Source organism: Peptostreptococcus faecalis, assembly GCF_900240845.1.
In the GTDB taxonomy this organism is placed as follows: domain Bacteria; phylum Bacillota; class Clostridia; order Peptostreptococcales; family Peptostreptococcaceae; genus Peptostreptococcus; species Peptostreptococcus faecalis.
Map to the genome: position 1 here is coordinate 1 of NZ_OERU01000009.1, position 21,238 is coordinate 21,238.

Sequence of the window (21,238 nt, forward strand, 5' to 3'; positions counted from 1 at the left end):
AACTGATACTTACTGTAAAGTGTCTTTGTTATTGCTGCTGTTAAAGTTGTCTTACCGTGGTCAACGTGACCGATTGTTCCAATGTTAATATGTGGCTTACTTCTTTCAAATTTAGACTTTGCCATTTTAAAATCCTCCTATTTAATAATTTTTCCCTTTGGGTTGTATTTTACTATTAATCTTCTCTATTTTCAAGATGCTTCTCCATTTTTCTTTTAATTCTTTGGATTGCATTGTCTACTGATTTCGAATCTTTTTTAAGTTCCTTTGCTATATCTGAATAGCTATGGCCAGATATATACAATATTAGTACTTCTTCTTCAAATGGACTAAGTACTTCGTTTATTTTCTTCTCTATGTATTCATAGTTTTCTTTGCCTATTATGAGTTTTTCTGGATCACTTTCAACATTACTAATTACAGTATCATATAAGGTTCTTTCCGATTCACCCTCAAATACGGGCTTGTTTAAAGATACGTATGAGTTTAGTGGTATATGCTTTTGTCTTGTGGCTGTCTTAATTGCTGTAATAATCTGACGTGTAATACATAAATCAGCAAAACTCCTAAATGAAGATGTTTTTTCATCATTATAATCCCTAATTGCCTTATACAATCCTATCATGCCTTCTTGAATTATATCATCCTTATCTGCACCTATTAAGAAGTATGTTTTAGCCTTTGATTTTACCATGATGCGATACTTATCAATTATATAGTCGATTGATTCAGTATCTCCTTCTTTAGCCTTTTTTATTATATCGGAGTCCTCATCTCGTCGATTAATAGCTTTTTTTAAATCTATATCGTTGTTTTTCTCTAGCATAGACGCCTCCAATTAAAATATATCACCCTATATCTATATATTCACTTTATTTTTTTCTTCTAATGCGTTCTAACTTTTCAAATATTTCACTATCTATCTTATTTTCTAGCCTGTTCATACTATCGTATCTCTTTGCTTTTGAAGTACTACTTTTTCTAATATTTTCTTTAAACTTGCTAAAATCATTTACTAGTTCTCTTGCCGAAACTCTTGAAAATCCTTTGCCCAAAACAATCTGCTGCTCAGCATAATCACTAGTTGCAACTGCTACTTCATCATATTTAGAAAGAGTAGAGATAAACTTTTCTATATAACTATCTGCAGTTTGATTTTCACGAGTAAATACCACTTCAACATCATGAAAATGCTCAATTTTTTCATCAAGACCTTTTACATTGTAGGCATCAAATACAACATATGCTTCGTATCCCTTGATGTTAGCATATTCCATTATATGCCCAATCAAAATTTCTCTAGATGCCTCTAAATCATCTTCTGATATTTTTTTCAACTTAGGCCATGCATTTATTATATTATATCCATCTACTATCAAAATTTTTCTTGGTACAAATCTATTTTTCTGCATTTCTTTGTCTGTATACTTCATATAAAAGTATACCTCCTGCAACAGATGCATTTAAAGATGTAACATTCCCTGCCATAGGCATCTTCACTGTAAAATCACAATTTTCTTTTACAAGTCTAGAAATACCTTCACCTTCACTACCTATTACCAATGCAAGCGGTCCTGTTAAATTCTGTTTATGAAAAACTTCTCCATCCATATCAACTGCTGCTATCCACAGTCCATTTTCTTTTAGTTTTTTGATAGTATTTACAATATTCGTAACCTTACATACAGGTACATATTCTACAGCTCCAGCAGAAGCCTTTGCTACAATAGGAGTGATATGAACACTTCTTCTCTTTGGAATAATTACACCATGTGCTCCAACAGCGTCTACAGTCCTTATAATAGACCCTAGATTATGTGGATCGGTAATCCCGTCTAGAATTATAAAAAAAGGATCTTCATTTTTCTCTCTTGCTATTTCTAATATATCCTCTATTTCATAATAATTATATTCACTTATTATGGCCATTACTCCTTGGTGTGCATGGCTTTCTGACATTTCATCAAGTTTGTGTCTGTCAACATATTGAACAATCACATTTTGATCTTTTGCCATTGCTATTATTTTTTTTACAGAGCCTTCTTTTGATGATTTATTTATTATTAATTTTTCTATTTTTCTATTGTTTTTCAATGCTTCTATTACAGGGTTTCTACCTTCAATTATTGCCAAAGAGTTCACCACCTTATTTATTATTTTCTATAACATCTATGCTTTTTTTTATTATATACTCTAGTCTATTTATATCTTCTTTCAAATACAAATATCCAATTAACGCTTCAAACCCAGTAGAATGTCTATAATCAATTATACTTGCATTCTTTGAACCCGTGTTTTTTTTGTGATTTCGCCCTCTTTTGAATATATTTTCTTCTTCTTCTGTCAATATTGGTTCGATCCCCTTTATTGCTTTAGATTGAGATGATGCACTCACATATTTTATAGCACTTCTATGAAGATCATTTATTTTTAAAAAAATGCTGTTTTTTATTAAATATTCCCTTATATATGATTCGTATATAGCATCTCCTAAATAAGCAAGTGAGAGTGGCGACATTCTCGCCAACTCTCTCGTATCAATATGCTTACCGTTTATTATATTTTTTTCTAAAATATTATTTTCGATTATATTTTCTTCCATTTTACCCCTTGTCTAGTATCTTCTATAGAAATTCCCATTTCAGTCAGCTCTTCTCTTATCTGGTCTGCCAATTCAAAATTTTTATCTTTCTTTGCTTGAGCTCTTTTTTCAATAAGTTCTTCTACTTTTTTAGTAAGTTCGTCATCTATATCATCTGATTTTGCAGCAATATTTAATACTCCTGTCAATTCATAGAACATATCCAATGCTTTCTTTACAAATTCATATGAAGAGCTGTCAGAGATGTTAGAATTCATAAATTTAGCTAATTCAAATATAGCACTAATAGCATCCGCTGTATTTAAATCATCATCCATTGCTTCTATAAATTGTTTTTTATAATCATCTATAGATGGTGCAATTTTCTTTTCTTCGTCCGACATGTTTCCTTCTTTAAGATTAGATAAAATAAATTCAGCATTATCTCTAGCATTTGTCAGTCTTTCTAGTCCAGATTTAGACTGTTCTAGAACTGTATCACTGAAATTCACTGGATTTCTATAATGAGTAGACAATAAGAAGAATCTAACTAGCCCTAAATCATAAACTTTAGATATATCTCTAACTGTAAAGAAATTACCAAGAGATTTACTCATTTTTTCTCCATCAACATTTATATATCCATTATGCATCCAATACCTTGCAAATTCATGTCCACTATTACACTCACTTTGTGCGATTTCATTTTCATGGTGTGGGAATTGTAAGTCTTGCCCACCTGCATGAATATCTATTGTTTCGCCAAGATATCTTTTAGACATTACTGAACACTCTATATGCCAACCAGGTCTTCCTTCACCCCAAGGGCTACTCCAACCAGGTTCTCCTTCTTTTCTAGCTTTCCATAGAACAAAATCTAGAGCATCTTCTTTTCTTTCATCTACTTCTATTCTTGCTCCTAATTCCAATTCTTCTATATTTTGATGTGACAGCTTACCATATTCTTTAAACAATCTAGTCTTAAAAAATACATCTCCATCTGATTCATAAGCATATCCTTTATCTATCAGAGATTGTATAAATTCTATAATTTGGTTTATATTATCAGTTACTTGTGGATGAACTGTCGCTCTTTTTATCCCAAGACCGTCACAATCAGTAAAGTATTCTTTTATATATTTTTCAGATACCTCTTCAGGAGAAATACCTTCTTCGGAACTTCTTTTTATTATTTTATCATCTACATCTGTGAAGTTCTGAATATAAGTAACATCATATCCTCTATATTCAAAATATCTTCTTAAAGTATCAAATACTGTAAATGGTCTAGCATTTCCTAAGTGTATAAAGTTATATACAGTAGGCCCACAAACGTACATTTTTACTTTTCCAGGTTGTAGAGGTATAAATTCCTCTTTCTTTCTTGTCATAGTATTATATATCTTCATTAAAATACCCCCAGTTTTGTTTTAATTTGTATATGTAATATCAAATATTTACTTGTCACCGTATACGTTTAGTGAGAATCCTTTTTCTAAAGCTTCTTTTGAATACTTTTTAGCTCCTTCTAGAGATAAATCCTTATAGTTTCCACACTCTTTTTCAGTTGCTGCAGGTATTTCATCTGTATCTAAAACCATTCTTAAGGCCTTTTCCAATCCGTCTTTTACATATGAAGGATCTACATCGCCCCACATAATTAAATAGTATCCTGTTCTGCATCCCATAGGTGATAAATCTATTACATTATCCATAGTATCTCTCAAATACGTAGCAAGTAAATGCTCTAATCCGTGTATAGCATCTGTTTCAAAGAAATCTTGATTTGGCTGTAAAAAACGCAAATCAAACTTGGTTACTTTATCTCCTTTTAAGCCATCTAACACACAGCATTTTCTTACATATGGTGCCTTTACCTTTGTGTGATCCAAAACAAAACTTTCAACCTTAACTTCCATTTATATTTCCTTCTTTCCTAGTTTTTCGAATTCATTATTAAAAGTTCAGTAGTTGCCATACTATTATTTCCTCCACCTACTTGAACTATATTTTTTACTTTCTTTCTTTGCATAACATTTTTCTGTTCTTCTGAAAGTCTTCCATGAGCTAGTAATATCGGTGATTTCACATTAGCAGCATGAGCTCCTATCGCCAAACCATCTATTAAATCATTTTGATTTTTATATCCATCTTTTGCAACAAATACATTGTCTAGATCACTTTGAGTATAGAATCTTTCTATTATTTTTGCATTTGTATCATTTCTATCTTGTCCACTTACTCTAGTCATGTTTTTCAATCCTGACTCAGCAGACTTTGGAACAGAACTTTCTCCACCTATTATGTAGGAAGACAATATCTTATCAGAATCTTTTAGACTTTGAGGCATATTATATTCTCCATTAGTGTTTGAAAGTATTATTGGAATAGTTTTTTCACCTGCTACTGGTGAAAAACTGATAGCATCGGCTAAACCTTTCTTACCGTTTACAACGGCTACAGAAGTTACATCGCCTTCATTTTTTAATATTTCATCAGCTATTTTTTCACTTGTTTCAAATCTATCTTCACCATAAATTCTATTTACACTTTTTCCACTATTTGATAGATAATCCACGACTTCTTTAGATACTGAATTTTCTCCACCAATTATTGTGATATTCTTTGCTCCTAATCTTTCAATTTCTTTTAAAGTATTTTCACTGACTTTATCTTTACCTGTAAGTAAGATTGGAGCAGATTTTAACTTTGCAAGAGGAGTTGATGTCAAAGCATCCGCTATAGCATTTCCATTTACTAAAAATACAGTATCTGCATTTTTCCAGCCATGTTCAGAAACTTTGTTTGAAGTTTCATATCTATCGTTACCTGCTAATACAATTCCGCCTTCATATGCCTTTGTAATTCCCTTTATAACTACATTTGCAGGTGCCAAGTTCGACTTAGTATTTAAATCGATTAAATTTCCTTTTTCTAAGATATATGTTTCTCCTAAATTTGCCTTAGATACAAACATATTATATCCACTTATATTCATCTCCATACCTATAGATGCCTTTTTGCCTGTCTTTCTTCCATCCACTCTCACAGCTATAGCTCCCTTACCTGTTGGAAGTGGAAAGTCGCTTATATCTTCTGTTATGTATCCTGAAAACGGAACTTTACCTGATTTTAAGAATATTTTATTATTATAATCTGGTTTTCCATCTAATTCTGGTATAAAGTACATTTCATAATCAGCACCTATACTATCTGTTGCAAACATAATTCCTTCAAGTGCTTCATGCTTCCCAAAGTTAAACATATTTGCAGTAGTCAATGCATCATTGCTCTTTAATGAAGAAGACATTGAGTACTCATGTTGATACATTTTTTGACCTTTATCTTCTTGTACACCAGCAATAGAGTAATTATCTGTATAAGAAAGAATTGTCTTATCTTCATAAGATAGCCAAAAATATCCATTTTCACTGTTATAATTTCCCCAGCTATTTTTTACTAGCCAAGCTCCATTATTAGATGGTTGATTGTTGCTATTAAAATTTTCTTTAGAATAATCATCGTCCCATCCAACAATAGCTATTGCATGTGTTTGTCCTTTATTTTCTCCACAATAAAATGCCGTTTTGTCAGCATTCATATAGTAAGAAGAGTCATAATAACCAGACGTCACTGCACCATAATTAATTATTGCATTTTTTACAGAATCTCTATCTGTAGCCACATTTACTACATTTGTTACTTGGTACTTAATCTTAGGTGCTGAATCATAATTTTCTGGTTTCTTTGCACCATCTTTTTCAGATATATTACCATTGTATGGAATATCACTAGAATTTTTTGGACCCATCCAAGAAGTAAAATATCCAACTGAAGTTTCATTTGTAGAGCCTTCATTATCCCCTACATTCCAATTATATAAACTTCCCTTTGCCCACCATCTCATATGTTCTTCAGACAAAGAAAAGTCACCCTTACCTTTAACTTTCAAAAATGTTTCTAATGCTGCATTTCCTGCAAAAGCCCAGCATATACCAAGCTTTTCTTGATCCTTTATAGGAGTTGTATGCCCAAGTGTTCTGGGATCGTATTTACTATCCAATGCACCACTTCTCTTAGCTGGCCCATTCAGATTTGTTCCTTCAAACCTAAACATAGATCTTTCTAATTCAACATCTCCACCTGTTACATTTTCTGTTTCTGCACTATTTTCTATCGATCGCACATTTTCTATTTTTTCAATCTGAACATTTTCTCCAGACTCTCCATAGCTATATACTTCATTTTCAGATCTTTCATATGCAGATGAATAAAAAGGTGATAGCCCAGTAGATAATAGTACTGATACCAACACTGTACAAATAGCTTTATTTACCTGTATTTTCTTATTTCTCTTATAAACCATAAAATACTCCTTTTAAAACCAACAAAAAGAAAGTCCCTTGTTATAAATCTCATTTATTTGGCAACCTTGCACAACTCAAAAGTACAAGAATCTTCCTTTATTAAATATAAATTCTTCTTCCTTCTAAAATATAAATTAAATCCAATTAAGTATAGATTAAATCTAAAAATTTTATCTGAAAAACCATTATTACATTTTTTCCTATATTCGACCTTTATTTGTTATATCAATCGCTTTTTTTATATTTCTTTTCAAATATAATCACATATCTAAAAATAAGCAAACTTTCATGACTACATAATACCATGAAATGAAGATACATTCAACTTTAGCATCAAGTTCAAAACTTGATATATCGCTATTTTATACCCATTTTTTTTGATTATAGTATCAACAATTTTAATATTTAAAAAAATAAGTTCAGTTTTTATAGTTATGATTCTATTTTTACATAATGTAATTTTTACAAAATATATAATTCTAAAAAAGGCTTATCAAAATATTAAGTTTTGATAAGCCCTTCTGTGTATAATAATTACTCTTTTTATTGAGAAAAACATAATTTTTTAATTAAATTTATTTTTTAAAAACTAAAAGCAATGACAATACTATTACACCTGTCAATACTATTGCTCCACCTGGTTTAAGACCTAGATAAAATGATGCGCTAAGACCTACTAACACAAAAAATAAAGCAAATAAAATAGCCAAAATAATAGTCTGCTTGTAGCTTGATGAAAATCTCATCGCACAAGCTACAGGAATTACCATCATAGATGAAATTATCAATATACCAACAGCTCTAGATGCAATTGATACCGTCAGTGCAGTAAGTATTGTAAATATAAAATTCACCGATTTTACAGGAACCCCTGCTAGCCAAGCACCTTGCTCGTCAAATGACACATGCATAAGTTCTTTATATAGTAAAATAAATGCACATAAAACTAAAACCGATAATCCTATCACTAAATACATTTCAAAATCTGTAATCGCAACTATACTACCAAATAAAAAGCTACCAAATCCCATTGAACTATCAGCAAAACTAGATAGTACACCAGCCAGACCAACACCGGCTGACATAGTTATAGCAATAGATATCTCTGAATACTTAGGTATTTTCTTTCGTATAAATTCTATTCCAAATCCCGCAAGTACTGTCGCTATAATTGCACCCACAATTGGATTTATTCCTATCATCAAACCTCCTGCTACACCAGCCAAAGATGTATGTGAAAGAGCATCTCCTACCATAGAAAGTCTTTTTAAAACTATTATTACTCCTATACAAGGCATTATAACTGCTAGTAGCATACCTACTATAAACGCCTTTTGCATAAATGCAAATTCTAACATTCACACCCCTCCTCATCACAGAAAGCTCTTAACTCAATGACTTTGTTTGTATATTTTCTTACGTTTTCTAAGTCATGAGATATCATTATGATAGTCATCTTTCTTTCCTTGTGTAATTTTTCAAATAAATCATAAATCAACTTCTCTGATTTATGATCGATTCCTGTTGTCGGTTCATCCAATATCAATAACAATGGGTCATTTACTATCGCCTTAGCAATTATTACCCTCTGCTGTTGTCCTCCTGACAAATCGGCAAATTTTTTATCCTTATATGAAAGCATATCCACATCTTCAAGAACTTTTTTGACTTTTTCTTTATGTTCTTTTTTAGGAAGCCTTAAAAATCCTATCTCTTTATATAAATTCATCATTACTATTTCTTCAACTGTAGCAGGAAAATCAATTCCACGTGATAGTCCAACTTGCGGAACGTAACCTACTCTATCTATTTGTTTTATGTTTTTAATGTCTTTCCCAAATAGATAAATTTCGCCCTTTTGCAGATTAATTTGCCCCAATATTAATTTAATCAAAGTACTTTTTCCTGAACCATTTGAACCTATTACTCCTACATAGTCACCTTTATCTACTTCCATGCTAAAGTTTTTAAGTATATATTCTTTGTCGTACTTAAAGTAAACGTCTTTTACATCTACTATTTTTTCCATATATCTAATCAATTAGATTCTATAACTCTAATTGCTCCTCCCCTTTATAAAATTAAATGGAGAGAATATCTTTTCTCTCCATCTTGATATTTGCTTAATTATATTCTAAATACTACTAAATCAATTCTTTTTTAAGAGCCTCTAGATTTTTATACATTATAGAAAAATAATCATCTCCATTTTTTATCTCTTCATCTGTAAGAGATTCAATTGGACTCAACTTTTCTATTTTTATTCCTGTTTCTCCAGCTATAGACTCTGCTACTTTTTCACTTGATGATGCTTCAGAAAAAATGTATTTGATATTATTATTTCTTACAAATCTAGTTATTCCAGCCATTCTTTTAGCATCTGGCTCTGAATCTGGCATCAATCCTTCTATAGATGTCTGTTTTATTCCGTATAAATCACATATATAACCAAAAGCTTCGTGAGATACAAGAATATTTTTATTTTTCTTATTGGACAATCCATCTTTAAAACTCTTGTCCAAAGTATCTAGTTCTTTTGCATACTTATTATAATTTTCTTCGTAATAACCTTTATTTTTAGGATCTACCTTTGACAAAGTATCCTTTATATTCTTCATCTCAATTTTTGCATTTTGAGGATTCAGCCAAACGTGTGGATCTATTGAATGATGATGCCCCTCATGACTTTCATTATCTTTACTATTTTCATGCGAATCATCACCTTCTATCATTTTTATTCCTTTTGATGCCTTTAAAATTACTAAGTTTTCACCTTTTGCAGTCTCAGTTATTTTATCGACCCAATTTTCTATTTCCCCATTATATATGAGTACATCAGATTTCATCACATTTACTATATCTTTAGGGGATGGCTCCCAATCGTGTGGCTCTACACCATTAGGTATCATATTGACAACATTTACCTTATTTCCTCCAATTTTTTTAGAAAAATCATACATTGGATAAATACTCGTATATACCGTCAATGTTCCATTTTTTTTAACTTCTTCAGTTTTTGTACAACCTGATAAAAGTATTGACGTTGTCAAAAAAATTGCTGAAACGCTTAAACAAAGCTTTTTAATGCTTTTTATTTTCATATTTTAGTCCCCCTGTTTTTAAATGCAATAGCGTTGCATTTGCATTTATCGCAATAAAAGTATATTCCCTACAGGCATTTTTGTCAATAGTTTTTCAAGTTAAATTCATTCTTAATTTATTAATTTTTAGTAATAACTTAGTTAGATAATATTAGATGGTTTTAAGTTTATACGAAAAGTTTAAATTCCTGTTTTATTAAAGTTTTTATCATGTTATAATGAACTGGTAATTTGTATTTTATAAAGGAGGCTGTCTTATGGTAATCAACAAATGTAAAATTTGTCCTGATGATAATCATATAGGAGAGAATAAAGATATACTAAAATCTCTGAATCTAAAAAGTACAAAAAAAAGATTACTCTTGATGAATTGCTTTAGACATTCTGATTCACCACTATCCGCCGAAGATGTATATCACATTCTAAATAAGGAAATAGATATAAATATGTCTACTGTTTACAGAATTTTAAATTATCTTACAGATTATAAATTTCTTATGAAGCAAACACTTTCTGATGGAAATAGCGTTTTTCAACTAAATGACTACACTCACCAACATCTGCTAACATGTAAGATCTGCGGTGAGATGTCTTATATTGACTCTTGTCCAATAGATTTACACCTTGATGATATTTCTGAAAAAACGGGTTATGAAATAACAAGCCATAATCTGGAGTTTATTGGTATATGTTCAAAATGTAAAGATAAAAAATAGTTATACAATTATTTTGGATAATAGTAATTTAATAATGTTAATCTTCTTTATTTATGGGTATAATTTGAACATAAATAAATAGGATATATAAAATAAACTTTAGGAGGATGTAAAATGAAAAAATATGTATGTGATGTATGTGGATATGTATACGATCCAGCTCTAGGTGATCCAGATTCAGGAATCGCTCCTGGAACATCTTTTGATGATATTCCAGATGACTGGGAATGCCCAGACTGTGGTGTTACAAAAGAAGATTTTTCACCATTAGAAGACTAGTAAATTATAAATAAAAAGGACTGGAGATATCTCTAGTCCTTTTTATTTATAATTTAATGATGATTATTTAAAATTAACGAGAGATACCTATCTACAAAAATAAAAGATGAAATTATATATAATTTGAATTATAATGTGTAATATATGATTTTTAAATCTCTAGAAGGGAGTAAGACATGCTAAAATATTGTTCTGTCGGAAGCGGAAGTAGTGGAAACTGCCACTATGTAGGCTACAAGGACACAAATATACTAATTGACGCCGGTCTAAGTGGAAAAAAAATCACAAACGGCTTAAATGATATAGATATAGACATAAAAAAAGTCATGGGTATTTTTATTACACATGAACACATTGACCATATAAAGGGGGTTGGAGTTTTATCAAGGCGTTATGACCTCCCGATATTTGCAAACTTTAAGACATGGTCGGCAATAAAAGATAAAATCGGAAATATAAAAGAGGAAAATATATTGATTTTCGAAAACGATAATATGTATGAAATTGGAGATATTGCAATAAAACCATTTTCAATAAATCATGATGCAATAGATCCCGTTGGCTTTAGCGTTTATAGTCATAACGACGAAAAAATATCTATCGCTACTGATATAGGTCATATTAGCGATAATATAAGAAATAATTTACTTGGTTCAAAACTTGTAGTTTTAGAATCAAACTATGATAAGGAAATGTTGTTGATGGGATCATACACATATGCACTCAAAAAAAGAGTCATGTCTAATATAGGACATTTGTCAAATGAAGAGGCTGCAAAATTTTCTGTAGAACTTATAAAAAATGGAACAGAGGATATTCTCTTAGCTCATTTAAGCAGAGAAAACAACTTCCCTGCTCTTGCATACGAGACATCAAACCATATTCTTACTGAAAACGGAATAAAAATTAACAAAGATATAAAACTAAATGTATTAAAAAGAGATGATACATCAAATTTATTTAAGGTGAAAAAATAATAAAATGATAAAAATTAGTATAGTATGCGTTGGTAAAATTAAAGAAAAATATATATCTCTAGGAATAGATGAATTTAAAAAAAGACTTTCTAAATATTGTAAATTAGAAATAATAGAAGTTGATGACGAAAAAGCTCCGGAAAACCTAAGTGATAAAGAAGCCGAACTAATAAAAAATAAAGAAGGCGAAGTAATCCTCTCAAAAATCAAGCAAAATTCATACGTAATAGCCTTGGCACTTGATGGTAAAAAGATTTCTTCTCCTAAGTTTGCAAGTGAAATAAATAAAATTACTGTATCTGGAAAGAGCCATATATGTTTTGTAATTGGAGGTTCTCTTGGTCTATCCAAAGAAGTCTTAAATATTTCAAATTATAAATTATCTTTTTCGGATATGACTTTTCCACATCAACTCATGAGATTAATTCTACTGGAACAAGTTTATAGGTGTTTTCGAATTAATAATAATGAACCATACCATAAATAATAAAGAAAGGATAGATTTTATATGTTTTTTAAATCGATTGTTGACGAAATTTATAATGATGTTACGATACCTAGTATTTTTTTTGATATGTATATACCTATTGCAGATGGAAATCAAATAAAAGTATATCTACTAGGATATAAAAGCGCCTTTTTTTATAATGGCATGCAAAGTGATGAACTCGATAACAAGACCATTTCAAATGTCATTGGAATAACTGAAGAAGAAGTCATTTCAGCTTGGAAATTTTGGGAAAGCATGGGTGTTGTAAAAATACATAACCCTCATGAAAAATTTCTAGTAGAATTTCTAGATATAAAATCTCAATATCTAAAAACACATTCTCAAGATCCTGAAGAAGACTCTATTGTTGAAACTGCACAAGAAGCATCTTCATATGCTTATATAGATATGTATAATAAAATTGAAGATATATCTGGTAGACTTCTAACACCAAATGAAAAGATTGAAATAATGAATTCATTAAATGAGTATGAAATGTCACCTGAATTGGCTGTAATTGCTTTTGAAAAAGCAGCTGAAGAAAATGGTCGAATAAAATCTGTAAACTATGTAACGGCTATACTCAAATCTTGGTTTGATAATTCAATAAAAACAGTAGAAGACATTGAATACAGGGAAAGTGAACGAGATGAAAAATTCCAAAACTATAAGATTATATTTAAAAATCTCGGGTTTAATAGAACTCCTACTTCTTATGAAAAAGAAGTAATAGATAAGTGGTTTTATAAATATGAAATGAATTTAGATTTAGTTTTGAAGGCTTGCTCAAAATCAATCAATACTTCCAATCCAAATATAAAATATTTTGATAAAATTATTTCTTCTTGGTATGAAAAAGGAATTAAAACAGTGGAAGATGTTGAGTTAGAAGATGAAAAATTTGCCAAAGATAAATCAAGCAAATCTCACCTTAGCAAGAAAACTATTAAAACTAATATCGCAAATAAAAAGACTAAATTTCATAATTTTAACCAGTCTATATCAGATAAATACTCTGATGATGAGCTCAATAAAATTGTAAGAAATTTAAATAAAAAATAATATATTAGCAAACTCTTTGTACAACTAGCCTTGTTGAAGAATTTGCTCTTTTTTACTACTTACGTGTTATAATGGATATAATTATGTAAAGAATATTAAATATTAAAATTTGTAGGTGATAATATATGAATAAAGAAAAAATCAGAGCAATTATGCTTGAATATCAAAAAAAGAGAGATAGAAACCAAGATATTTTAGAAAACAGAATATCGGAAGTCTATACAAATTTTCCAGAAATTGAAGAAGTAAGTACTCAAATAAAAAAATTAGGTCTAAAAATGACTAAATCCATTATAGAAGGAATAGACGAAGAAAAAATCAATTCTTATGAAGCGGAATACAAATCATTAATCGAAAAGAAAAAAAAATTATTTGATTTATTCAATATAGAAGATGACTACCTAGAGTTAAAATATGACTGCAATACTTGTAAAGACACTGGCTTTTTAGAAAACGGTCAAAAATGTAACTGCTTGAAACAAAGAATTTTAAATGATTCATATAAAATGTCAAATTTAGATAAGATATTACATGAAGATAATTTTGACAAGTTCGATTTTGATATTTTTTCAGATGAAATAACTCCAGGATACGATATCAGCCCTAGAGACAATATAAAAAGTATCTTTATGGATGTTCAAGATTTTGTCTATAACTTTGATAAAAACATCGATTCTCAAAAAGGTAATTTGTTATTCACAGGTTCTACAGGTCTTGGAAAAACTTTCCTATCTAGCTGTATTGCCAAAGAAATTATGAACTTAGGATACACTGTAATTTATCAAACAGCTTTTAACTTAATGGAAGTGATAGAAAAATATAAATTTAAGACTGAGTCTTTTTCTTCAATCGATGAAGAAAATTATAACAATTTATTTAGTGCAGATCTTTTAATAATTGATGACCTTGGAACTGAAATGGTAAATAGCTTTACGAGTTCGGAACTTTTCAATATATTAAATTCTAGATTGAATTCTAAAAAGAAAATTATTATTTCTACAAATCTAGATGTAGCACAGATAGGAAAAATATACACAGACAGAACATTGTCTAGAATAGTCGGACACTTCCAAATCTATGAATTTTTTGGCACCGACTTAAGATTCCGATAATTTTTATACACATTTTTTATCCACCTTATCCACAGTTTTTGTTAATAACTTTGTGGATTGTGTGAATAAAAGAAAAACCTATTAATCCAACATATTAACATAAAAAAATGGAGTTATCCACAGATTTCTGTTGAAAAGAACATATTTTCTGTGTACAACTCCATTTTTTGATTCTATTTTGAACATATCTTTTTAATATAGGTCATAATTTATACCCGTATTTATTTTAAATTTTCAAAATTTTTCATTAAAAAATTCTCAGATAAATTTAAATTTTTCCACAATCTATATGTAGTATTTTTATACTATATTTCCTTTGCCCTATCTTTGAATTTTTGAATTTCTCCAAGCCAAACTAATTCAATATCACATGTTTCTCCATGTCTATTTTTTGCTATTTTTATATCAGCTACATTCTTTTTTTGAGTTTCGATAGGATTATAGTATTCATCTCTATAGATAAACATAACTATATCAGCATCCTGTTCTATAGCACCTGAATCTCTTAAATCAGATAATTTAGGCATATGATCTTTTCCACTTTCTGTATTTCTAGAAAGCTGAGATAAGGCTACTACTGGGCAGTTCATTTCTTTTGCAAGTATCTTTAATGATCTAGATATTTTGGATACTTCCTGTTGTCTACTCTCAGCCTTTCCATCGCCTTCCATTAACTGTAGGTAATCTATCATCACCAAATCGAGACCTTCATCCATCTTTAATTTACGACATTTTGAACTAATCTCTGATACTTTTATACCTGGGGAATCATCTATAAATATTTTAGCACTAGAAAGAACCTTCATAGCATCCATAATCTTTTTCCATTCATCATCAGCTATTTTTCCCTTGGCTAAGTTTGACAAAGGAACATTAGATTGAGATGAAATTAGCCTCTGCACAAGCTGCTCTTTTGACATTTCCAGACTAAATACAGCTACACTTGCCTTTGATTTAATGGCAACGTTAGAAACTAAATTCAGAGCGAATGCAGTCTTTCCCATACCTGGTCTTGCAGCTATAAGAACCAAGTCGCTTTTGTGCAAACCTCCCAATTTTTTATTTAAATCTGAAAATCCTGTGTTGAGTCCTGTCAAATCCGATCCACTGCTATATACGTCTTCTATCATAGAATATACGTCATTTAAGACATCTCCAATAGGTTTGAATTCTTCACTTACCCTATCCTGAGATATATCAAATATTTTCTTTTCTGCTTGATTTAAAATGTCATCAATATTATCATCTCCGTTAAGACTCATACTTATAATATCATTTGATGATTTAATAAGATTTCTTAAAACAGATTTTCTCTTTACTATTTCAGCATATGTTTTTACATTTGAAGTAGTTGGAACAATAGAGGTCGTACTTGTTAGATAGCTTACTCCTCCTATTTCTTCCAATAATCCTTTACTTTTTAGTTTTTCAGAAACCGTAACCATATCTATAGGCTTTCTCTCATCATGTAATTCTCTCATGCTTTCATAAATTACTCTATGAGATTCCATGTAAAAATCTTCTTGACTTAATATTTCTGCTACGGTAATAATGGTATCTTCTCCCATAAGAATAGAACCTATTACACATTGTTCCGACTCTAAACTATGAGGAGGTACATTTGTAAAACCATCCATTTAAGCTCACCTCTCACATTTTTTACTGTAATTACTACTATAATATACTTTTTCTCTTAATACTAGCTAAAATTTTAGCGAGGTAAATACCTCGCTAAAAAACTATTTTTTCTCTCTAACATCAACTTTTATCTTTGTATTTACCTTTTGATGTATTTTTATTTCTACAAATCTAGCTCCAAGAGTTCTTATAGGTTCATCTAATAAGATTTTTCTTTTATCTACTTCAATATTTTTTTGAAGCTTTAGCTGCTCAGCGATTTCTTTTGAAGTTATTGAACCGAATAGTTTTCCACCTTCACCAGCTTTTACTTCCATTATGATTTCCACATTTTCCATTTGCTTTCCTAATAGCACGGCTTCTTCATATTGAATTAATTCTTTTCTTTCTTTTGACTTTTCTTTTTCGTCTAATTCTTTCATATTAATTTCATTTGCTTCCATAGCAAACTTCTTTTTTATTAAAAAGTTTCTGGCATATCCTTCGCTTACTTCTTTGACTTCGCCCTTCTTACCAGTTCCTTTTACGTCCTTTAATAAAATAACTTTCATATTATTCCTCCTCTAGGTACTCCATTATTGTATCTTTAAGCATATCATATGCTTGTGATATAGTTAAGTCTTTAATCTGGGCTCCAGCAATGTCTATATGCCCTCCGCCACCTAATTTTTCCATAATAACATGTACATTAATATTACCGATTGATCTTGCACTTATAAACACCGTATCTCCCTTAATTCCAAGGACAAAAGAGGCTTCTATACTCTTTATGTTTAAAAGCTCATCAGCTGCTTTTGCCACTATAAGGTTAATATTGTTAATTTCCTCAAGTGAGTACGATATACATATTTTGTTATCTATTATCTTTGTCTTTTTAATTATATCTGCCTTTATTAAAAAATCTTCTGCATACGAATCAAAGAATTTCTTCACAGCTAAGGTATCTGCACCCAAGTTTCTTAAAAATGCTGCAGCTTCAAAAGTTCTTACTCCCGTCTTAAATTCAAAATTCTTAGTATCTAAATAGACTCCTCCTAAAAGACCTTCCGCCGTCAACTTATTTATTTTTATATTGTTATCAGTGTACTGAATAAGTTCCGTTACCATCTCACATGTAGATGATACATATACTTCATGGAATAACAATATAGTGTCGTGTATGTATTCTACACCTCTTCTATGATGATCTATTACCACAACTCTTTTAGATATATCTAACAATTCTTCACACTCTGTATAACTTGGTCTATGCGTATCTAGTACTACCACCAAAGTCTTTGCATCACACATATCAATAGCTCTTTCATGTGATATAAACAGACCTTCATAGTATTCTTTTTCTTTCAATCTATTTATGAATATCTCAACTGCTTCATTTACGTTATCTAGTACTATATTTGCTTTTTTACCGTAGAACTTACACATATCATAAATACCTACAGCAGCTCCCATAGCATCCATATCAGGATACGAATGTCCCATGATCAATATCTTATCACTTTGATTTATTATTTCCTTTAGAGCGACTCCTATCAGTCTAGATCTAACCTTGGTCTTTCTCTCAAAGTTCTTCGACTTTCCACCATAGAAATTGTAACCCTCTTGATTTTTAATTGCTACTTGATCTCCACCTCTTCCAAGAACCATATCTATAGCCCCAGAAGCAAAATCTCCAGTCTCTTCAATGGTATTTCCACCATATCCAACTCCTATACTAAAGCTTACTGGAAGAGAATTTTCACAGTCAATCTGTCTTGCTTTATCTAAAATAGCAAATTTGCCTTTTTCTATTAATTTAAATTCACTTTTTCTCATGAATAAAATATATCTATCATTGTATATTTTTTTCATCAATCCTTTAGTTTCTGCTTCAATTTCTGATAGGGTTTTTTCAATTTTCATGGATAATATAGATCTATTTTCTTCTGGAGTACTCTTTATTACATCTTCATATCCATCAACTTCAATAATCATGACAACTTCTCTATCATCTTCATACTTTTGCTTTAAATCTTCAAGTTCAGTATTGTCAATCCAATATACAATAATTTTATAATCAGAAGAATTATCATTTGAATCTTCATTTAATTTTGTAAATGAATAGTTTAGCATGTATTTTCTACCTTTAAACTCAAATTCATCTTCTATAACTTTGCTTTCATCCAATATTTTTCTAAGTGTTATCTCTCCTACCAAATCGTCTAGGCTAATACCTATAGCAGTTTTTCCCTCAGGCACGCCTACCATTCTATCAAAAGAACTGTTAGACCATGAAATATCGCCATTTAATTCCAATACACAAATTGGAAGAGGTATTCCAAGTAAAGATTTTTTAGATAGTTTAGCCAACTTAAAAGACATTTCTTGCATTCTCTTTTTCCACAAAAGGTCGTCTCTTTTCTTTCTTGAAGCGAACAAGAAAACCAATACTCCTAAAAATACCAAACCGCCTATACCTACAATTAAATTATGAAAAACACTATAAATGCTAAGACATAAAATAATAGCAAAAGATAAATATTCAATATAATCTAAAATATCAGATTTGTGATTTTTACTGTTCATTTCGACCTCCATAATTGTCTCCATTAGAGTTCCATCTTCCTCTGTAATTCAAAAGATTATCTAACATTCCCAAAGTTGATATGCCTGGTAACACTCCCATGATTATAACTATTGCCAAAAATAGTATCCAATTTACTCTTTTTTTAATAGAGCTCCAATTCTTGAAAATATATACAATTAGAGAAGTACCTTGTAGGAAAAACAACATATTCATTATTAAAACAAAGTTATCAATAATTGTTACTGTATCTATATTCGTATAAATTGAACCTATAATAAATAATATTACAATTGATACAAAAAGTACAATCACTGGATTTCCAGGTAAGAATATATTTTCAACAGTTACATAGTATATTTTTTCATTGTATATTTTTTTGATTAATGGAATTGATACATAGTATGCTAAAATTGCCAATATTATCGATTTAAAATATATTCCAGAAAGAACAATCAATCCCGTATCGCTTAAAGTCTCAAAAAATCCTAATTTTTCAAGTTCTTTTAACTGTTCTTGAGGTATAATCTCCTTATATATAGTTATCATTTTTGTAATTTCTTGTTGCATATTTTTGAACAAATCTACGTTCATAAAATACTTCATAACTACATGATATAAAAATACTCCAACTACAAAGAATATTATTGAGAATAAAAAAACTTTAATAGATGCAAACTTGTATAGTTGTTCACCCTTTTTTAACCTTACACTAAATTTACGATTGTCTTTATCTGTAAACTTTTCATTATTCATAAACAATCCTGTCAAAAAAGAAGGAAGAAGATACACAAAAAAAGAGCTTACAGCCACTTGACTTCCACATAATGCAAACAATGTAGATACAATAACAACTATTGTTGATATTGAAAATAACATATTCGCTTTAATACTTATAATCACCATTGGAACTATGGCAAGCAGCATAAAAAAAGAAAGTGACTGATTCATATTCGCAATAGATATAATAACAATTAATATCGTTAACATAATAATATTAATTAAATTATTTTTCTTTTTAATACTTTCCAAACAAATACCACCTCCCGCTTTTATAGCTATCCTTTATATTATATCATCTCGTTGAAATAATGTAAATAAATAGACAAATCAAGCAAAATAAGGCTTTTTTGCTATAATCATTTTATTTATAAAATGAAAAAAGCCACTGCAATATGCAGTGGCTTGGTTGTTATGTTTACAATGTAGATACTATTCTACTGTATATGGTAAAAGTGCTACGTTTCTAGCTACCTTAATTGACTTAGTAAGGTCTCTTTGATGCTTTGCACAAACACCTGTAATTCTTCTTGGAAGTATTTTACCTCTTTCAGTGATATACTTTTCTAATCTCTGAAAGTTCTTGTAATCTATTACTATATTTTTATCAGCACAGAACTGACAAACTCTTTTCTTCTTACGTCTCTTCTTGTTTATCATGACTTTCACCTCTCCTTCTTAATTAAAATGGAACATCGTCGTCATCTACGGCAGAAAATTCAGAAGGACTCACTACTGCACTCGGTTCAAATTTAGGCGCTTCAGACTCGCTATCACCCATATTAGGCATGCTCGCTGCAGCATTCTTGCTTTCTAATGCCTGTATATTTCTACCGGCAACCTTTGTGAAACTTCTTTTTTCGCCATTAGGAGTTTCGTATCTGTCTACTCTAATAGACCCCTGCACTCCTACTAATCTTCCTTTAGTTATGTAATTTGCACAAAATTCGGCTGGCTTTCCCATTATCTCCACCGGAATAAAATCCGTTGTAGTAGAGCCATCTCTATTCTTGTAATCTCTATCAATAGCTAATGTAAAAGTAGCCACTGGTGTTCCAGATCCAGGTATATACTTAAGTTCCGGATCTTTAGTTAATCTTCCTACTAACACTACATTATTCATATTAACACCACCTATTATTTTTGATCCTGCGCAACTATGATATGTCTTATTATATCTTCATTTATCTTTATTCTTCTGTCAAGTTCCTTTGGAACATCAACTTCAGCCTTAAAGTTAACTAAAGTGTAAACACCATCGTTAAACTTCTGGATAGGATAAGCTAACTTTCTGCTACCCCAAACATTAACTTCACCAACTTCACCGTTAGAAGAAGTTAATATTTCTTTGATTGAATTTAGTATAGCTTCTCTTGCTTCTTCATCAAGTGTTGGCTTTACTATATAAAGTAATTCATAAGATCTCATTCTTTTCACCTCCCTTTGGACTATACGGTCCCGATACTTATCGGAACAGAGACGAGAATTGTTCATTCTCATACCTATCTATTTTATAATACAGGAAGGCTTAAGTCAATAGTTTTACAGGATTTATTGTATTTTTTATTACTT

At 30.2% G+C, this 21,238-nt stretch carries 24 protein-coding genes; 6 read left to right on the forward strand and 18 right to left on the reverse strand.

Annotated elements, in window-relative coordinates; translation table 11 throughout:
- From C0982_RS08890 to C0982_RS08940, 11 genes are all read right to left on the reverse strand, one after another.
- A partial coding sequence (locus C0982_RS08890; RefSeq protein ID WP_242961547.1) for a GTP-binding protein occupies nt 1-125 on the reverse strand: 125 nt, incomplete at its 3' end.
- Between the two features lie 50 nt (nt 126-175).
- Nucleotides 176-826 carry an RNA polymerase sporulation sigma factor SigH gene (gene sigH, locus C0982_RS08895; protein ID WP_101773867.1) on the reverse strand — a complete coding sequence of 217 codons (651 nt, stop codon included), beginning with the start codon at nt 824-826 and terminating at the stop codon, nt 176-178.
- 46 nt (nt 827-872) lie between these two features.
- Nucleotides 873-1,433 carry an NYN domain-containing protein gene (locus tag C0982_RS08900; protein ID WP_101773868.1) on the reverse strand — a complete coding sequence of 187 codons (561 nt, stop codon included), beginning with the start codon at nt 1,431-1,433 and terminating at the stop codon, nt 873-875.
- Entirely contained in the window at nt 1,399-2,133 is a 735-nt protein-coding gene (gene rlmB / locus C0982_RS08905; RefSeq protein ID WP_180946923.1) for a 23S rRNA (guanosine(2251)-2'-O)-methyltransferase RlmB, read from the reverse strand. Before rlmB ends, C0982_RS08900 begins: the two co-directional genes overlap by 35 nt.
- A 13-nt stretch (nt 2,134-2,146) precedes the next feature.
- Nucleotides 2,147-2,602: a Mini-ribonuclease 3 gene (locus tag C0982_RS08910; protein WP_101773869.1), complete on the reverse strand. Its 456-nt coding sequence runs from the start codon at nt 2,600-2,602 to the stop codon at nt 2,147-2,149.
- Complete coding sequence (gene cysS / locus C0982_RS08915; RefSeq protein ID WP_101773870.1) at nt 2,587-3,990, reverse strand: cysteine--tRNA ligase; 1,404 nt, start codon at nt 3,988-3,990, stop codon at nt 2,587-2,589. Before cysS ends, C0982_RS08910 begins: the two co-directional genes overlap by 16 nt.
- Before the next feature lie 48 nt (nt 3,991-4,038).
- Nucleotides 4,039-4,500, reverse strand: coding sequence for an S-ribosylhomocysteine lyase (locus C0982_RS08920; RefSeq protein WP_101773871.1), 462 nt, complete (start codon nt 4,498-4,500; stop codon nt 4,039-4,041).
- A 17-nt stretch (nt 4,501-4,517) separates the two neighbouring features.
- Nucleotides 4,518-6,947: a cell wall-binding repeat-containing protein gene (locus C0982_RS08925; protein WP_101773872.1), complete on the reverse strand. Its 2,430-nt coding sequence runs from the start codon at nt 6,945-6,947 to the stop codon at nt 4,518-4,520.
- A gap of 576 nt (nt 6,948-7,523) precedes the next feature.
- Nucleotides 7,524-8,306 (reverse strand): metal ABC transporter permease, encoded by a 783-nt coding sequence (locus C0982_RS08930; protein WP_101773873.1) that lies wholly within the window; start codon nt 8,304-8,306, stop codon nt 7,524-7,526.
- Nucleotides 8,300-8,977: a metal ABC transporter ATP-binding protein gene (locus C0982_RS08935; protein ID WP_101773896.1), complete on the reverse strand. Its 678-nt coding sequence runs from the start codon at nt 8,975-8,977 to the stop codon at nt 8,300-8,302. The genes C0982_RS08930 and C0982_RS08935 overlap by 7 nt, the downstream gene beginning before the upstream one ends.
- A 115-nt stretch (nt 8,978-9,092) precedes the next feature.
- Nucleotides 9,093-10,049, reverse strand: a complete 957-nt coding sequence (locus C0982_RS08940; protein ID WP_242961545.1) for a metal ABC transporter substrate-binding protein — start codon at nt 10,047-10,049, stop codon at nt 9,093-9,095.
- 257 nt (nt 10,050-10,306) lie between these two features.
- Between C0982_RS08940 and C0982_RS08945 the strand changes: the two genes are divergently transcribed.
- The 6 genes from C0982_RS08945 to C0982_RS08970 all read left to right on the forward strand — a co-directional run bounded on the left by C0982_RS08945 (nt 10,307) and on the right by C0982_RS08970 (nt 14,685).
- Complete coding sequence (locus C0982_RS08945) at nt 10,307-10,765, forward strand: Fur family transcriptional regulator (protein WP_242961546.1); 459 nt, start codon at nt 10,307-10,309, stop codon at nt 10,763-10,765.
- 114 nt (nt 10,766-10,879) lie between these two features.
- A complete protein-coding gene (rd, locus tag C0982_RS08950) occupies nt 10,880-11,044 on the forward strand; it encodes a rubredoxin (RefSeq protein ID WP_101773874.1) in 165 nt (54 codons plus the stop codon).
- A gap of 176 nt (nt 11,045-11,220) precedes the next feature.
- Nucleotides 11,221-12,021 (forward strand): MBL fold metallo-hydrolase, encoded by an 801-nt coding sequence (locus C0982_RS08955; protein ID WP_101773875.1) that lies wholly within the window; start codon nt 11,221-11,223, stop codon nt 12,019-12,021.
- 7 nt (nt 12,022-12,028) lie between these two features.
- Nucleotides 12,029-12,508, forward strand: coding sequence for a 23S rRNA (pseudouridine(1915)-N(3))-methyltransferase RlmH (gene rlmH, locus C0982_RS08960; protein WP_101773899.1), 480 nt, complete (start codon nt 12,029-12,031; stop codon nt 12,506-12,508).
- 21 nt (nt 12,509-12,529) lie between these two features.
- Nucleotides 12,530-13,573: a DnaD domain protein gene (locus C0982_RS08965; RefSeq protein ID WP_101773876.1), complete on the forward strand. Its 1,044-nt coding sequence runs from the start codon at nt 12,530-12,532 to the stop codon at nt 13,571-13,573.
- A gap of 125 nt (nt 13,574-13,698) precedes the next feature.
- Nucleotides 13,699-14,685: an ATP-binding protein gene (locus C0982_RS08970; protein WP_101773877.1), complete on the forward strand. Its 987-nt coding sequence runs from the start codon at nt 13,699-13,701 to the stop codon at nt 14,683-14,685.
- Between the two features lie 305 nt (nt 14,686-14,990).
- Here the strand turns inward: C0982_RS08970 and dnaB are convergent, their stop codons facing one another.
- From dnaB to rpsF, 7 genes are all read right to left on the reverse strand, one after another.
- Nucleotides 14,991-16,322 carry a replicative DNA helicase gene (dnaB, locus tag C0982_RS08975; protein WP_101773878.1) on the reverse strand — a complete coding sequence of 444 codons (1,332 nt, stop codon included), beginning with the start codon at nt 16,320-16,322 and terminating at the stop codon, nt 14,991-14,993.
- Between the two features lie 102 nt (nt 16,323-16,424).
- Nucleotides 16,425-16,874 (reverse strand): 50S ribosomal protein L9, encoded by a 450-nt coding sequence (gene rplI / locus C0982_RS08980; RefSeq protein ID WP_101773879.1) that lies wholly within the window; start codon nt 16,872-16,874, stop codon nt 16,425-16,427.
- A 1-nt stretch (nt 16,875) separates the two neighbouring features.
- Nucleotides 16,876-18,888: a DHH family phosphoesterase gene (locus C0982_RS08985; RefSeq protein WP_101773880.1), complete on the reverse strand. Its 2,013-nt coding sequence runs from the start codon at nt 18,886-18,888 to the stop codon at nt 16,876-16,878.
- On the reverse strand, nt 18,878-19,876 hold the full coding sequence (locus C0982_RS08990; protein ID WP_145994515.1) for a DUF2232 domain-containing protein: 999 nt from the start codon (nt 19,874-19,876) through the stop codon (nt 18,878-18,880). The genes C0982_RS08985 and C0982_RS08990 overlap by 11 nt, the downstream gene beginning before the upstream one ends.
- Before the next feature lie 222 nt (nt 19,877-20,098).
- Complete coding sequence (rpsR, locus tag C0982_RS08995) at nt 20,099-20,326, reverse strand: 30S ribosomal protein S18 (RefSeq protein ID WP_101773882.1); 228 nt, start codon at nt 20,324-20,326, stop codon at nt 20,099-20,101.
- A gap of 22 nt (nt 20,327-20,348) precedes the next feature.
- Nucleotides 20,349-20,789, reverse strand: a complete 441-nt coding sequence (locus C0982_RS09000) for a single-stranded DNA-binding protein (protein WP_101773883.1) — start codon at nt 20,787-20,789, stop codon at nt 20,349-20,351.
- Nucleotides 20,790-20,803: 14 nt separating this feature from the next.
- Nucleotides 20,804-21,094 carry a 30S ribosomal protein S6 gene (rpsF, locus tag C0982_RS09005; protein ID WP_101773884.1) on the reverse strand — a complete coding sequence of 97 codons (291 nt, stop codon included), beginning with the start codon at nt 21,092-21,094 and terminating at the stop codon, nt 20,804-20,806.
- Nucleotides 21,095-21,238: the final 144 nt, after the last annotated feature.